The organism is Corallococcus sp. CA053C (assembly GCF_003611675.1).
Classification (GTDB): domain Bacteria; phylum Myxococcota; class Myxococcia; order Myxococcales; family Myxococcaceae; genus Corallococcus.
In genome coordinates, this window is the sequence record NZ_RAWA01000236.1 from 1 (window position 1) to 14,994 (window position 14,994).

14 protein-coding genes are annotated in these 14,994 nt (G+C 70.4%); 10 read left to right on the forward strand and 4 right to left on the reverse strand.

Translation table 11 applies throughout. The features are described 5' to 3' along the window. From D7V97_RS26785 to D7V97_RS26795, 3 genes are all read left to right on the forward strand, one after another. The coding region (locus tag D7V97_RS26785) for a nitrous oxide reductase family maturation protein NosD (RefSeq protein ID WP_120613479.1) at nucleotides 1-1,471 on the forward strand (1,471 nt) is incomplete at its 5' end. A 54-nt stretch (nucleotides 1,472-1,525) separates the two neighbouring features. Then, entirely contained in the window at nucleotides 1,526-3,484 is a 1,959-nt protein-coding gene (locus tag D7V97_RS26790) for a PAS domain S-box protein (RefSeq protein WP_199728947.1), read from the forward strand. Next, the gene (locus D7V97_RS26795) at nucleotides 3,474-5,396 is read left to right on the forward strand and encodes an ATP-binding protein (protein ID WP_120613480.1); all 1,923 of its coding nucleotides are present in this window, start codon (nucleotides 3,474-3,476) and stop codon (nucleotides 5,394-5,396) included. The genes D7V97_RS26790 and D7V97_RS26795 overlap by 11 nt, the downstream gene beginning before the upstream one ends. Nucleotides 5,397-5,433: 37 nt before the next feature. On the opposite strand, the gene D7V97_RS26800 is transcribed toward D7V97_RS26795, so the two are convergent. Beyond that, nucleotides 5,434-6,315, reverse strand: a complete 882-nt coding sequence (locus tag D7V97_RS26800; protein ID WP_120613481.1) for a general secretion pathway protein GspE — start codon at nucleotides 6,313-6,315, stop codon at nucleotides 5,434-5,436. 313 nt (nucleotides 6,316-6,628) lie between these two features. On the opposite strand from D7V97_RS26800, the gene D7V97_RS26805 reads away from it, so the two are divergent. From D7V97_RS26805 to D7V97_RS26820, 4 genes are all read left to right on the forward strand, one after another. Then, on the forward strand, nucleotides 6,629-7,372 hold the full coding sequence (locus tag D7V97_RS26805; RefSeq protein WP_120613482.1) for a MotA/TolQ/ExbB proton channel family protein: 744 nt from the start codon (nucleotides 6,629-6,631) through the stop codon (nucleotides 7,370-7,372). Between the two features lie 151 nt (nucleotides 7,373-7,523). Continuing rightward, the gene (locus tag D7V97_RS26810) at nucleotides 7,524-8,012 is read left to right on the forward strand and encodes a biopolymer transporter ExbD (RefSeq protein WP_120613483.1); all 489 of its coding nucleotides are present in this window, start codon (nucleotides 7,524-7,526) and stop codon (nucleotides 8,010-8,012) included. Between the two features lie 17 nt (nucleotides 8,013-8,029). After that, entirely contained in the window at nucleotides 8,030-8,608 is a 579-nt protein-coding gene (locus D7V97_RS26815; protein ID WP_120613484.1) for a biopolymer transporter ExbD, read from the forward strand. A gap of 117 nt (nucleotides 8,609-8,725) precedes the next feature. Further along, on the forward strand, nucleotides 8,726-9,388 hold the full coding sequence (locus tag D7V97_RS26820; protein ID WP_120613485.1) for an HAD family hydrolase: 663 nt from the start codon (nucleotides 8,726-8,728) through the stop codon (nucleotides 9,386-9,388). Nucleotides 9,389-9,461: 73 nt separating this feature from the next. Here the strand turns inward: D7V97_RS26820 and D7V97_RS26825 are convergent, their stop codons facing one another. Further along, a complete protein-coding gene (locus D7V97_RS26825; protein ID WP_120613486.1) occupies nucleotides 9,462-10,589 on the reverse strand; it encodes an acyl-CoA desaturase in 1,128 nt (375 codons plus the stop codon). 368 nt (nucleotides 10,590-10,957) lie between these two features. Here D7V97_RS26825 and D7V97_RS26830 point away from each other — a divergent pair, with 368 nt between their 5' ends. Then, entirely contained in the window at nucleotides 10,958-11,164 is a 207-nt protein-coding gene (locus D7V97_RS26830) for a cold-shock protein (protein ID WP_120613487.1), read from the forward strand. 93 nt (nucleotides 11,165-11,257) lie between these two features. Further along, a complete protein-coding gene (locus D7V97_RS26835) occupies nucleotides 11,258-11,449 on the forward strand; it encodes a hypothetical protein (protein WP_120613488.1) in 192 nt (63 codons plus the stop codon). Nucleotides 11,450-11,547: 98 nt separating this feature from the next. On the opposite strand, the gene D7V97_RS26840 is transcribed toward D7V97_RS26835, so the two are convergent. Further along, nucleotides 11,548-11,769, reverse strand: a complete 222-nt coding sequence (locus D7V97_RS26840) for a hypothetical protein (protein ID WP_120613489.1) — start codon at nucleotides 11,767-11,769, stop codon at nucleotides 11,548-11,550. A gap of 210 nt (nucleotides 11,770-11,979) precedes the next feature. Here D7V97_RS26840 and D7V97_RS26845 point away from each other — a divergent pair, with 210 nt between their 5' ends. Then, nucleotides 11,980-14,454: an MASE1 domain-containing protein gene (locus D7V97_RS26845; protein WP_120613490.1), complete on the forward strand. Its 2,475-nt coding sequence runs from the start codon at nucleotides 11,980-11,982 to the stop codon at nucleotides 14,452-14,454. A gap of 4 nt (nucleotides 14,455-14,458) precedes the next feature. On the opposite strand, the gene D7V97_RS26850 is transcribed toward D7V97_RS26845, so the two are convergent. Beyond that, a partial coding sequence (locus tag D7V97_RS26850; RefSeq protein ID WP_368668966.1) for a YqaA family protein occupies nucleotides 14,459-14,994 on the reverse strand: 536 nt, incomplete at its 5' end.

A 14,994-nucleotide genomic window follows, 5' to 3' on the forward strand; every position in this document is an offset into this window, starting at 1 on the left:
TCCCAGCCCCGTGCCCGACGCCGGCACCGGGGGCACCACCACCGACCCCACGGATCCGCCGCCGCCGCCGCCGGAGCCGCCGCCGCCCGAGGCGCAGTACTCGCGCGTGCTCTGGGTGTCGCCCACGGGCAGTGACTCCGCGGCCGGCACGCAGGCGCTGCCCCTGCGCACGGTGGCGCGCGCGCTTTCGCAGGTGAAGCCCGGTGAGGCGGTGTTCCTCCTGTCCGGGACGTGGCGCGAGCACGTGCAGCTCACGGAGAAGCAGGGCACGGCCGCGAAGCCGCTCACGCTGCGGGCCGCGCCGGGCGCCACGGCCATCCTCAAGGGCGGCTCCATTGGCGCGACGGCGCTGGTGGACGTGAGCGGTGCGTATTGGAACATCGAGGGGCTCACGGTGGACGTGGGCGGCGAGCGCACCTTCGCGGTGATGTGGCGGGGCGCGGGCGCGCACCACGGCGCGCTCAAGGGCAGCATCGTGAAGAACGGCACGGAGGGCTCGGGCGTCTACGTGACGGAGAAGGCGCACGACGTGCTCATCGCGGACAACGAGATCTTCCACTTCGACCAGGGTGAAGTGGACAGCCACGGCGTCACGGTGCAGACCTCCGCGAGCAACGTGGTGGTGCGCGGCAATGACATCCACCACAACTCCGGCGACGGTGTGCAGTGCCTGGGCGCGGAGGGCGGCGCCACGTCGCCGGGCACGCCGTTCGACAACCTGCTCGTGGAAGGCAACCAGCTCCACGACAACCGGGAGAACGGCGTGGACATCAAGACGTGCACCCACGTCACGCTGCGCGGCAACACCATCTACAACCACCGCAGCGTGTCCACCGCCGCGGGCGAGGGCGTCATCGTCCACCTGTCCCCCTCCGACGTCACGCTGGAGGACAACGTCTTCTACGCCAACGCGCGCGCCATCCAGCTTGGCGGCTACCGCGAGGGCGCGCCGCCCACCCGCGTCCTCATCCGCCGCAACCTCATCCATGATGGCCTGGGCGCGTCCGAGGGGGAGGAGGGCACCGGCATCCGCGTGGACACCTCCGTGGACGTGAAGGTGCAGCAGAACACCGTGTGGAACCTGAGCGGCGCGTGCCTCATCTTCGGCGAGGGCTCCTCCGGCGCGAACCAGGGCCTGGACGTGCGCAACAACATCTTCGCCGGCTGTGGCATCGCCGCGCGCGGCGGGCCGAGCCGTGGCAACGCGGTGGTGGACGGCAACCTGTACTTCCTGAGCGGGAGCGCGGTGTCGTTCCGCCTGGACAACGCCGCGGTGGGGCTGGCGGACTGGCGCTCGAAGGCTGGCCTGGACAAGCGTTCCCAGGAGCGCGCCCCGGGCTTCGTCGACACGGGCTCGGACGACTACCACCTGGCGACCGGGTCCGCCGCGCGCGAGGCGGGCCTGTCCCTGGGCCTGCCCTTCTGTGGCACGGCGCCGGACCAGGGCGCCTTCGAGTCAGGCTGCCCCTGACCGCTGGGGCGGTGTAGACTCCGTGCCCCCTCGCTCCGGAGTCTTCCGCCCCCCGTGCCGGCCCCGTCGGAACCCGCCTTCGGCATCGTCCTCGTCCCACCGGTCTCGGTTGCCCGCGAGCCCCTGAACGCCGCCGCCGAGCGCGCGGGGCTGCGCGTGGTGGACAACCCGGACGATGCCGCCCTGGCGTTGGTGGACCTCACCGCGCCCGGCTGCGGCCCCGCGGTGGTGGAGCTGCTCACGTCCCTCAACGGTCCGCACCTGACGCTCCTCGCGCTGGTGTCGCCGGATCCACGAGGCTTCGCCGCCGTGGACACGCTGCGCCCCACGGACATCCTCACCCACCAGGGGCTTCAGCACGAGCTGACCTGGCGCCTGCAGCGCGCCGCCGAACGCCACCGCGAGCGCGAGGAGCAGGCCCGCAGCCAGACGGACCTGGCGCTGCTGCTGGAGCTCACCGCCGACTACGCGGAGAGCTCCGACGTGGAGGCGCTGCTGCACGGCGTGACGCGGCGGCTCGCCGAACAGCTGGACATCGCGCGCGCCACGCTGGTGATGCTGGGCGGCGGCGCGGACGAGGGCGTCATCGTCGCCGCCAGCGACGACCCGGGCCTCAAGGACCTGCGAATCGACCTGGCGCGCTACCCTGAAATCCGCGAGGTCGTGCGCACCGGCAAGCCGGTGGTGATGCAGGAGGCGGCCACGCACCCGCTCTTGGGCGACCTGGAGCGCCGGGCCGTGGCCGCCCGAGGCATCCACGCCATTGCCGCGCTGCCCCTGCCCATCCGGGGCGAGGTGCGGGGCGTGCTGCTGCTGCGCGCGGCCGGACGCAGGCGGGCCTTCAGCGCGCGGGAGATCGACTTCCTCACCACGGTGGCGCACGCGACGGCGGTGGCGCTGCGGAGCGCGTCGGTGCTCCAGTCGGTGCAGACCGCGCGGCTGGCGGCGGAGGAGAAGGCGGCTTCGTTCAAGCCCTACCAGCTCTTCTTCGCGCACGTGAGCGAGGGCGTGGCCATCCTCGACGACAAGGCCGGGGTGCTGTCGCTCAACCCCTCCGGCGCGCAGATGCTGGACACGACCGCGAACGAGGCGCGCGGCAAGCACCTCAATCAAATCACCCAGCCGCTGGACGAAGGCGTGCTGATGGAGCTGGTGACGTCCGCGTCGCGGGGCGAGGCGCGCTCGGGCGTGGACGTGGTGGTGCGCACGCCCGCGGGCCGGTGCCTCACGCTGTCCATGTCCGCGGCGCCGCTGCGCGACGAGGACGCGGCCACCATCCTGTCGTTCCGCGACGTCACGCACGCGCGCAAGCTGGAGGACGAGCTGCGCAACACGAAGGACTTCCTGGAGCGGCTCATCGACTCGTCGGTGGACGCCATCATCGCCGCGGACCTGAAGGGGCGCATCATCCTCTTCAACAAGGGCGCGGAGGCCATGTGCGGCTACACCGCCGCGGAGGCCCAGGAGAAGCTCACCGTCCTGCAGCTCTACCCGCCCGGCGTCGCCCAGCGCGTGATGGCGCAGCTGCGAAGCCCGGAGCTGGGAGGGCGCGGCCGGCTGTCGCTCATCCGCCAGGAGCTGGTGCACCGGTCCGGCGAACGCGTGCCCGTCAACATGACGGCCTCCATCGTCTACGAGGGCGGCCGCGAGTCCTTCAGCGTCGGCATCTTCACCGACCTCCGGGACCGGGTGCAGCTGGAGCGCAAGCTGTCGGACGTGGAGAACCGGCTGGAGGAGAGCGAGAAGAGCGCCGTCATCGTCGCGCTCGCCGGCACCGCCGCGCATGAACTCAACCAGCCCCTCACGTCCGTGATGGGCTACGCGGAGCTGCTCAAGCGCAAGCTGAAGGAGGACGACTTCGCCTGGCGGCCGGTGGACATCATCTACCGCGAGGCCGAGCGCATGGCGGAGATCGTCCGGAAGATCGGGAAGATCACCCGCTACGAGGTGAAGACGTACGTGGGCGCGCAGCAGATCCTCGACCTCGACAAGGCCACCTCCCATGAAGAGTGAGGTCCGCGCCGTGCGTCCGCCCGGAACCCCGGCCCCCGACGCCTTCCAGGCCTTCTTCGACGCGCTCGACGAGCCCGCGGCCCTCTGTGACGCGGCCCTGCGCGTCGCGGCGGTGAACCCCGCGCTGCGCCGCTTCTGCGCGGAGCGCGGCATCACCGTGGAAGTGGTTGAGCAGGCCCTGGCGGACGCCACCGCGCCCGAGGACGGCCACTCCCACGAGATGGACGTCGTGCTGCAGGACGGCACCTCGCTGGTGCTCACCCTGTCGCGCAAGGCGGACACCGTCGCGGTGCGCGCCCGGGTGGACACGGAGGTCATCAGCGGCCGGCTGGTGGTGGCCGAGCGCGCCCTGCTGGAGCAGGCGCGCACCGAGGGCGTGCTGCTGGACCTGGGCCGCAGCGTGGCGGAGGTGGGCGGCGAGGAGGAGCTGGTGGCGGCGGTGGCGCGCGGGGTGAAGGAGCTGTTCCCCAGCCGCTCGTTCTGCATCCGCATCGTGGACGCGCGCACCGGCGGCCTCACGTCCCTCTACGCCGAGGGGCGGCTGAAAGAAGGCGCGCACGAACCGCTGGTGCTCTTCCAGCGCTCGGTGGAGAAGACGAACCTGTCGCTCGCGTCGCTGCCGCGGGGCCGGGTCACCATCGCGGAGGAGGTGCCGCTGCTCTTCCACGGCAGCGCCCGCGCGGTGAGCGCCCCCCTGGTCGCGAGCGGCCAGCTCTTCGGCGCCATCAACATGGAGTACCCGGACGGCCTGGACGCGGACGTCGCGCACGACGAGCGCGTGCTGCTCCAGCTGGCAAGCCAGGTCGCCGTCGCGGTGAAGAACGCGAAGCTCATCGACGAGCTCACGTTCGTGCGCAAGTACCTGGAGGAGCTGCTGGAGAAGGCCAACGCGCTCATCCTGGTGGTGAACCGGGACAAGCAGGTGGTGGTCTTCAACCAGGCCCTGAGCGCGCTCACCGGCCTCTCCAAGGAGCAGGTGCTGGGGCGCGACTTGTCCTCGCTGGTGGCGGACAGCGAACAGCTGCGCCTCGCCCCCGTGCTGGCGGCGGCCATGCGCGGCGAGTCCGTGAACAACTTCGAGACGCGCCTGCTCACCCGCGATGGCGGCGAGGTGCGCGTGTCCTTCGCCACCTCCTCCATGCTCACCCAGCCGGGCGAGGTGGAGGGCGTCATCGCCATTGGCCAGGACGTCACGGTGGTGAAGGAGCTGGAGAAGCGCATCATCCACGCGGAGAAGCTGGCCTCCATCGGGCAGCTCGCGGCCAGCGTGGTGCACGAAATCAACAACCCCATGACGGCGGTGGCGACGTACGCGGACGCGCTCCTGCAGCGCTCCCGGATGACGCCGGGCGCGAACCCGGCCGACCAGGAGAAGCTGCGCAAGATTCTCGAGAGCAGCCACCGCATCCTGCGCTTCACCCGCGACCTGGTCAGCTACGCGCGCCCCGCGCAGGACCGGCCGGAGCAGGTGGCGCTCAACGCCGTCGTGGACATGGCGGTGGGCTTCTGCGAGCACGTCGTGTCCCAGGCGCGCGTCACCGTGCACCGCGAGTACGCGGGCGACGTGCCCCCGCTGGCCGCCGTGCGCGCCAACCTGGTGCAGGTGTTCGTCAACCTCATCACCAACGCCTGCCACGCGATGACGCCGGGCGGAGCGGTGCACCTGTCCACCGCGCACGAGGGGCCGGAGGCCGTGGTGCGCGTGCGCGACACCGGCACCGGCATCGACCCGCGCAACCTGTCGCGCATCTTCGAGCCCTTCTTCACCACCAAGCCCGAAGGCCGGGGCACGGGCCTGGGCCTGTCCATCTGCCAGGGCATCGTGGAGAACCACGGGGGCCGCCTCACCGTGGAGAGCACCCTGGGGCAGGGCACCACCTTCACCGTGCGGCTGCCGCTGGCGCTGGACTGAAAAAGCAGGGCCCCTGAAGCGCCGGGGGCCCCTGGCTTCAGCCCTCGCCGCCCTCGTCGTCCAGCTCGCGCCGGAACTCCTCGTTCGTCAGCAGGCCCTTGCGCGCCATGATGCGCATCAGGGCCCAGAAGCGGCGCTCCAGCTCCTCCAGCCGGTCCGGCTCCTCGCGCGCCGCCTGGCCGAAGAGGTAGTCCAGATCATCCAGCACCCCGCCCGCCGGGGCCCCCGGACGCGCCTTGGGCTTCTCTCCCGCCGGGGCCGCGCCCGCGCTCCGGCGCCGCTTCGCCTGCTCCTCGCGCTCGCGGATCAGGTCCGCCAGCGACGTGCGCTGCGTCTTCTCCGCCGCCGGCAGCTCCTCCCCGACGATGACCTCCTCGTCGTCATCCCCCGTCACGGGGCGCGCGGGGGGCGGAGCGGGCCTTGCAGGCGCCACGGACCTTGCAGGCGCCGCGCCGGGGCGGGGGCCGGCCGCCACGGGGACCTTGTGGTAGTAGCGCAGGATGGCGCCGCGCACGGCGGACAGCGCCGTCACCCGGCCGCTGACCTTCAAGCCGCTGGTGAACTCAATCTCTTCAATGGCGGTGATGTTGAGCGGATCCGCCATGGCCACCACCAGCTGGCGCCGGCCGCCCACGCTCTCCAGCGCGAAGGGGAACAGGTCGTGCTGTTCGCAGAAGCGCGCGCGCAAGAGGTGCACCGCCGCCCAGTCCGGCGTGATCGCCGCCAGGTCCACCTGGGGCATCCCCAGCGCTTCACTGAGCGCCTGGGCGAGCGTCGCCTCCGTGATGGCGCCCTGACCGATGAGCGTCACGCCCAGCCGCTGTCGCGTCTGTCGCTGGGCCGCGAGCCCCGCCTCCAGCTGCGCGGGCGTGATCGCGCCGCGTTCCACCAGCAGCTCACCAATGCGCTTCCGGGCCATGGTTTCCCGCCCTAGCACGGCAATAGAAGGGGCCCAAATCGCTGGCACGCCTGGGGCGGAAGCCACGGGAAAGGGCTTGTCATGTACCCTGTCCAGCAGCTTGGCAAGCCGCGCGCCAACGCAAAATTCCTGTGAGATTTCAGGATCTAACGCTGAGGGTGCCTGCCTTGACACCTCTGGAACCGGTTCCTAGACTCGCGCCACCGTGATCCAATATTCCTGCTGACGACCTGGGTGGATGTCCACCCGGCCGGAAGCAGTCCGGAACGGCTCGCAAGCGCGAGCCTCGCCGCCCATCTGGAGGCCATCAGTGATGAACCTGGGGTTTGTAGCCAATCTGTCCGTTCTCGCCAACGCTGGCGGAGGCAATGAGACGTTCCTCCAAGAGCTGGGCCGCCGCTGGGAGTCCGGTCAGGCCGGCATGTACCCCATCGCGGTGTGCCTCGTGGTGGCGCTGTCCATCATCATCGAGCGCAGCATCGTCCTGTTCTTCAAGGCCTCCATCAACAAGGAAGGCTTCCTGCGCGGGCTGAAGAAGCACATCTACGCGGGCGACCTGGACAAGGCCATCAACTACGTGGCCGGCCAGAAGAACACGCCGCTGACCAACGTCATCAAGGCCGGTCTGATGAACGTCCCCAAGGGCCAGGACGAGGTCCAGGCGGCGCTCGACGAGGCCAGCCTGCGTGAGACGCCGAGGCTGGAGGCGCGCACGGGCTACCTGGCGATGCTCGGCAACGCGGCCATGCTCGCCGGTCTGCTCGGAACGGTGAACGGTCTCATCACCTGCTTCGAGGCCGTGGCGAACGTGAACCCGGCCGACAAGGCGACCATTCTCGCGAACGGTATTTCTGAAGCCATGAACTGCACGGGCTTCGGGCTGCTGACCGCCATCCCGGCGCTGATCGCCTTCTCCGTGCTGATGGGCCGCACCCAGGGCCTCATCAACGACATCAATGAGACCAGCGTGTCCGTGCTGAACCTCATCGTGGCCAACCGCGACAAGTTCAAGAACCTCAACATCCCGGCCTCCGCCCACGCGCACGCCGAGGAGTAGTCCTCCTCGAAGCAGCGCAGGGTTGGAACCGGAAGCACCGGCGCGCTGTCTGGAAGCCTGAAGCCCGGGCACTGACAGCGCGCCCTTTCCTGAAACTTCTTGAAACGTCGTTCGTGCGCGAAGAGCGCGGTAGAGCAGGGAGGTAGTCGCCATGGCCGGCGGAATGGATCTGGGCACAGGCGGGAAGGGTGGCAAGAAGCCGCTCGATACCGCCATCAACATGGTGCCCTTCATCGACCTGATGGCAGTGACCATCAGCTTCCTCATCATGACGGCGGTCTGGACCCAGATCGGCCGTCTCCAGGTGTCGCAGGCTGGCGGAGCCTCCACGGACGAGCAGCAGGAGGAGGACAAGACCAAGACGGTCCAGCTCACCCTCCTGGTGTCGCCCACGGAGATGCGGCTCACCGCCGACCAGAGCGCCTTCGACCCCATTCCCCTCACCCGGGATGACAAGGGCCGGCCGGACCTGACCAAGCTGGTGGCGCGCTTCAAGGAATTGAAGGCGCAGCTGCCGGATCAGGCCGCCATCACCCTCCAGACCGAGGACCTGGTCCGCTACGAGGACCTGGTTCGCATCATCGACGAGTGCATTGGCTCTGGGTTGCCCCAGGTGTCCGTGTCCGCGGCGATGGGCTAACAGGAGCACTTCAAGCCATGGGTATCAAGGTTCCGGGCAAGCGGTACGGCAAGCGGCTGGAGCACTCCAAGGTGTTCGGCCACGGTGGGCACGGCAAGAAGAACGGGAACGCGGACCTGCTCATCACGCCCCTCGTCGACATGTTCGTCATCATCGTGCTCTTCCTCATCGCGAACTTCTCCGCGACGGGCGAGGTGCTGATGATGACCAAGGACATCCAGCTTCCCGAGGCGGTCAACGTCAAGGAAGTGGAGATGCATCCGGTGGTGATGGTGTCCAACGACCAGGTCAGCGTGTCGGGCACCATCGTGGGCCGGGTGGAGGACCTCACGAAGGACGAGTACCTCAACATCCCCGCGCTGGAAGAGAAGCTGCGCGACATGAAGAAGCAGTTCGAGGACCTCCACGCCATGGCGAACGGCACGGACGGCTTCAAGGGTGACGTGAACATCCAGGCCAACAAGGACGTTCAGTTCAAGGTCATCAAGCGCGTGATGTTCAGCTGCGCCACGGCGGGCTACAACAACATCAACTTCGCCGTCATCCAGGCCGGTGGCGCTGCCGCCGGTGAGAAGACCGCCGCCGCCGCCCCGTAGGTTTCGACTCGCGGCGGGCCCCGGCCGGTTCCGGGGTCCGCGCTTGACCCCAAAGACGCCCTGACCCCCTCGTGGGTCGGGGCGTTCGCGTTTTCTGCAAGAAAGGCCGTCGTCGTCATGCCCGCCCTGCGCGCTGTCATCTTCGACTTGGATGGGACGCTGGTGGACTCGCTGGGGGACATCGCCACGGCGATGAACCACGCGCTCGTCCAGCACGGCCTCCCGCCGCACCCGGAAGACGCCTACCTGCTGTTCGTGGGCGAGGGCGTGGCCCGGCTCGCGGAGCGGGCCACCGGCGGGGCGGAGGCGGCGCTCCAGGGCGAGGTGCTGGCCACCTACCACGCGCACTACGACGCCCACCTGTTCGACCGGACTCAGCCCTACCCGGGCGTGCTGGCCGCCCTCCAGGCGCTCCAGGCGGACGGCGTGCGACTGGGCGTGCTCAGCAACAAGTCCGACGACTTCGTGAAGCGGCTCGCCGCGAAGCTGCTGCCGGGCGTGGCCTTCACGGCCGTGTACGGCGAGCGGCCGGGCATCCCTCGCAAGCCGGACCCCACCGCGGCGCTGGCCCTGGCGGCGGAGCTGGGCGTGCCGCCGGGCGCGTGTGGCTTCGTGGGGGACACCTCCGTCGACATGGACACCGCGAAGGCGGCGGGCATGTACGGCGTGGGCGTCACCTGGGGCTTCCGGACGGCGGCGGAGCTCCACGCGCACGGGGCGCGGGCCGTCGTGTTCACGGCCGAGGGCCTGCTGGCCGTCCTGCGCGACGCGGACACCTGACGCAAAGCAGAAGGGGCCGCCTCCTGCTTGAGGAGGACGGCCCCTGGGAGGCTTCACGGCAGGGCTGCGCGGATCAGGCCGCCACGGCGAGCTTCGGCTGCTCGGCGACCGCCGCCGCGGGCTGCTGGCCCAGCTGCTTGAGCATCCGGTAGTGCGAAGCCACGGCGCCCAGGAACGTGTCCGACTCCGGGTAGGGCAGGCCGTGCTCCTTGGCGGTGGCCTGCACGATTTCGCTCAGCGCCGGGTAGTGGATGCTGCACACCTTGGGGAACAGGTGGTGCTCAATCTGGTAGTTGAGGCCGCCCACGTACCAGCTCAGCACGCGGTTCCTGCGGGCGAAGTTCGCCGTGGTGCGCAGCTGGTGCACCATCCACGCGTCCTCCACGTTGCCGTTCTGATCCGGCACGGGGTAGTCCGTGGCTTCCACCACGTGGGCCAGCTGGAAGACGATGCCCAGGATGAAGCCCGCGGTCATGTGCATGGCGAGCAGGCCCACCGCGAACTGCCACCAGGTCACGTTCAGGACCATCCACGGGATGACCAGCGTCCAGCCGTAGTACACGGCCTTCATGCCAATCAGGCGGGCCCACTCGGCCGGCGCGTGCTTCTTGCCCTTGTAGGGGCCCAGGTCCTTCTGGAAGAAGTACTTGTAGTCCTTGGCGAAGACCCAGAACACCGTGGTCAGCGAGTAGGCCAGGAACGCGTACAGGTGCTGCACGCGGTGGTACGGCTTCCACTCGGAGTGCGGCGACAACCGCAGCTGCGGGCTCACCGTCAGGTCCTCGTCCATGCCCTGGATGTTCGTGTACGTGTGGTGCAGGACGTTGTGCGTGATGCGCCACATGTAGCTGTTCGCCCCGATGAGGTCGAACGCCAGGCCCACCGCCGTGTTCACGCGGGCGTTGTCGCTGTAGGAGCCGTGGACGCCGTCGTGGCCGACGCAGAAGCCGATGCCCGCGATGCCCGCGCCCATCATCACCGCCATGCCCAGCATGGCCCAGGGACCGAACCACCCGGTGAGCAGCAGCCCGTAGGTGCCGAAGGTGAAGCCCAGGATGGCCAGGGCCTTCACGTACATGGCGCCATTGGCACGCTGGGAGAGGTTCCGGGTCTCGAAGTATTCGGAGACCCTGCGCTTCAGATCGTCGGCGAAGGACGCATCGCGCTGTCCGAAGGTCACACGGGTGATGGGGGCAGTCACGGGAAGGGGCGCCTCACGAGTCGGTACGAAAGGGTGGAACGGGACGGGCGGCCCCAGGATAGGACACGTCGGTGTGGAAGTGTTCGGGGGTGGAAACTATTCCTGTCCTTCCCTCCAACACCGGGGCCCGGGGGAAGTGTCCCCTCCCTGGTCGCCTGGAGCGTCAGCCAGCGGGAAATGCACGGCCCTGGGAAGGCGTTTCACCGCAGGACCCGGGTTGTTACGTTGGACGGCGTGAGCCCGTGCCGGGAGTGGTTCCCGGCTCGACTTCATGGCTGTTCAGGGCTAAGGCGCGGTCTACGCCCCAAAAGCAGGGGCGGGCAGTCTGGCGATGAAGCCTTACTGTCAGTGGGAGAAGGAAGCAGATTATGGCAAGTGGTACGGTGAAGTGGTTCAATGATGCGAAGGGCTTCGGCTTCATCACGCAGGACAGCGGTGGTCCGGACGTGTTCTGCCACCACACGGCCATCGTCGCGGACGGCTTCCGCACCCTGGCCGAGGGCCAGAAGGTGGAGTTCGAAGTGAAGAAGGGCCCGAAGGGGCTCCAGGCGGAGAACGTCCGCCCGGTCGGCTGAGCCCTCCGGCTCTGCTGCTTTTCACTCATTCCACGAGGTCCGGCCTTGAACGAGGCCGGGCCTCTTTTTCGCTAATTTTTCCCGGGAGGTCCCATGCAGGGAAGGTCCACGAAGCGGCAGAAGGAGATGGCGCGCCAGCAGAAGCAGCGCGAGAAGGACACCAAGAAGGCCGAGCGCAAGACGGAGAAGGATCAGCGTCCGGCGCGCGCCCCGGGTGAGGAGGATCCGGACATCGCCGGCATCGTCCCCGGGCCGCAGCCTCTGCCCGAGGCATTCAACAGCTAGGTCGCCGTGAATGCAAAACCGCCCCGGCCTGTGCAGGCGCCGGGGCGGCGGTAGGAGGGGGCTGGCAGGCCCCTTTTTCATGTCCGCGGGCCGTGGCTTCAGCCCACGCCGTAGCGCAGCCGCTCCCGGTCCTCGGCCCGGTTGAACGCGGTGGCCGCGGCGATGACGTGGCACACCCAGCCCAGCAACCCGCCCGTGCCCAGCCAGAAGCCGGGGGTGATGATGAGCCAGAAGACCCCGCGCAGGATGTCTCCGTTGTAGATCTGCCCCACGCCAGGGATGAAGAACGACAACAGCGCAGCAAGACCGGGACGCGACATGGATTCGTTCCTCCTTGCCCTGGGATACGGCCCGTGGGGGCCCCCATTGCATCCCCTGCCGGACAGCGCCTGCCTGCCGGGTGGGCGGCCCTGCCGGGAGGGTGCAACGGGTCGCCGTCCCCGCTAGCATGACGCAGGTTCTTCCGGCCCTGTCGTCCAGGCCCGGAGGCACCGGGGGGAGTCATCATCCAAGGTCAGCAGCAGGCCCGTGTGGCGGCGTCGTTCCCGGTCCGGGGCCTTGCCGAAGGCCTGGCGCTGGCTGTCGTGTACCTCGTGGCCGCGCGCGTGGGGCTGCTGCTGGCGGCGGAGGACAACCACATCGCTCCGGTGTGGCTGTCGTCGGGCGTCGCGCTGGGCGGCCTGCTGCTGCTGGGCGTGTCGCGCTGGCCCGCCGTGTTCGTGGCCGCGGTCCTGGGAGGGCTCGCGCTGGAGCTTCCGCCGGGCGTGGTGCTGGGCATCGCCGTCGGGGCCACGCTGGAGGCGGTGGCGGGGGCCACGCTGCTGCGCCGGGTGGCATGTTCGCGGGAGCTGCACCGCGTGCGCGACGTCGCGTGGCTGGGCGCGGCGGCCGCGCTGGGCGCGCTCCTGGCCGCGGCCATGGGCCCGCTGAGCCTCGTGCTGGGCGGCGTGGTGCCCCGCGCGCAGTGGTGGCCTGGGGCGTGGCTGTGGTGGATGGCGGACCTGCTGGGCATCCTGCTGGTGACGCCGTTCCTGCTGCTGCTGCGCCGGCCCCGGCGCCTGCGGAGGGCGTGGGAGCTGGCGGCGCTGCCGGCGGTGACGGCGGCGATGTGCGTGGCCGTCTTCGCCTTTCCGCAGCCGGGCTCCGGCCCGGTGCACGCGCCGGCGTTCCTGCTCTTCCCGCTGTCGGCCTGGGCGGCCCTGCGCTTCGGGCCCCGGGGCGCGGCGCTGTCCTCGCTGTTCATCGCCATGGCGGCCATCGCCGGCACCGCGCGGGGGCTGGGGCCGTTCTTCACGGCCGGCGCGCTGCCGCAGGGGCTGGTGGTGCTCCAGCTCTTCATCGGCACCAGCGCGCTGACGGGCCTGCTGCTCGCGGCCGCCCGCGCGGAGCGCCGTCAGGCGGTGGAGGTGCTGGAGTTGCTCGCGACCACCGTGCGCGCGGTGCACGAAGGGGTGCTCATCTGCGAGGTGCGCGAGCCGGGCGTGCTGCAGACGGTGTTCGTCAACGAGGCGCTGTGCGCGCTCGTGGGACGGCGGCGCGAGGAGCTGGTGGGCGCGCCGCCCGGGGCGCTGCTCGCGTCGGGTGACAGCGGGGAGCGGCTGCGGCTGGCGGAGGCGCTGCGCGAGGAGCGGTCGCTGCGCGCGGAGGTGGCCCTGACGCGGACGGACGGCACGCGGGTGTGGAGCGAGATGCAGCTGTCCCCCGTGCGCGCGGACGGCGAGGCCGTGACGCACTTCGTGGCCACCCACCGCGACGTCACCGCGACGAAGGAGCTGCAGGCCCGGCTGGTGGCCGCCGAACGCGTGGCCGCGGTGGGGACGCTGGCCGCGGGCGTGGGCCATGAAATCAACAACCCGCTGGCGTACCTGGCGCTGAACCTGGAGGCCGCCCAGCGCAGCCTCGCGGCGGAGGGCGCCGCGGCCCCCCCGTTCGTGCGCGAGGCCCTGGGCAGCGTGCGCGGGGCACAGGAGGGCGCCGAGCGGATCCGCCTCATCGTGCGGGACCTCCAGGTGTTCAGCCGCGAGGGCGCCCCCGAGCGCGGGCTGGTGGACCTGAACGCGCTGGTGCCGCCCGCGGTGCGCGTCGTGCTCCACACGCTCAGGCTCCGCGCGCGGCTGGTGGAGCAGTTCGGGACGGTGCCCCGGGTGCTGGGCAGCGAGGCGCGGCTGGGCCAGGTGCTGCTCAACCTGCTGGTGAACGCCATGCAGGCCATCCCGGAGGGAGACCCCGCCCGCCACGAGGTGCGCGTGCGCACCGGCACGGCGCCGTCCGGCCACGCGTGCGTCGAGGTGAAGGACACCGGCGGCGGCATCCCCCCGGACGTGCTGCCGCGCATCTTCGACCCGTTCTTCACCACCAAGGGCAGCGGGGAGGGCACCGGCCTGGGGCTCGCCATCTGCCAGCAGATCATCCGCACGCACGGGGGCGAACTGCACGCGCACAGCGTGCCGGGCCAGGGCGCCACCTTCACGCTGCTCCTGCCGCCCGCGCCCGTGCAGAGCACGGAGCCCTCCGTGTCGCCGGTGCCGCGCAGGAGCGCGCGTGTCGCGGAGGCGTCCCGGAGCGCGCTCCCGGTCCGGCGGGGCCGGGTGCTCATCGTGGACGACGAGCCCCGGCTGGCGCAGTCCATGCGCCTGCTGCTGGAGCCCTTCCACGACGTCGTCACCGTCACGTCCGGCGAGGACGCGCTGGAGCGCGTGGCGGAGGGCGAGCCCTTCGACGTGGTGCTGTGCGACCTGCAGATGCCGGGCATGGACGGCATCGCGGTGTACCGGCGGCTGGTGGAGGACGCGCCCTCGCTGGTGGCCCGACTGGTGTTCATCTCCGGCGGCGTGTCGTCACCGGACGCCCGCGCGTTCATGGAGACGGTGGCGAACCCCGTGCTGGAGAAGCCGGTCCGCCCGGACGTGCTGCTGTCCATGGTGGAGGCCACGCTCGCGAGCGTGGCGCAGGAGGCTCGGGAAGAGGAGGCGCGCGACGCGGTGGGCGCCACGCGCCACGGCTAGCGCGTCAGACGCGCAGCCACTTGCGGGCGGTGGGGCCGAAGAAGCGCACCACGCCGCCCACCAGGAAGAAGCGCACCGTGCGGCCGATGATGGCCGCCACCAGGAAGCGCTCCAGCGGCACCGACACGAGGCCGCTGCCAATGGCGACGATCTTGAACGGCGTGGGCAGGATGGAGCACAGGAGCGCCAGCACCCAGAAGTTGCGCCCCAGCAGCTCTCCCACCGTGCCGGACACGCCGAAGCGGTCCACGCGCACGTCCAGGTCGATGTGCAGCAGCTGGGCGATGCCCTCTCCCACCCCCGCGCCCAGGGCATAGCCGATGAGGCCTCCCACCAGGCTCGCCAGGGTGCCCAGCAGGCAGTAGCGCACCCACTTCTTCGGCTGGGCGAGCACCATGGGGACGAGGATGGCGAACGGGGGGATGGGGAAGATGGACCCGTCCACCACGGACACCGCCATCATCGTGGCCAGCGCGTGGGGCGTGGAGGCGGCGGCCTCCACGCGCAGGTACAGCCGGCGGTACCAGGACAGCTTGGGGG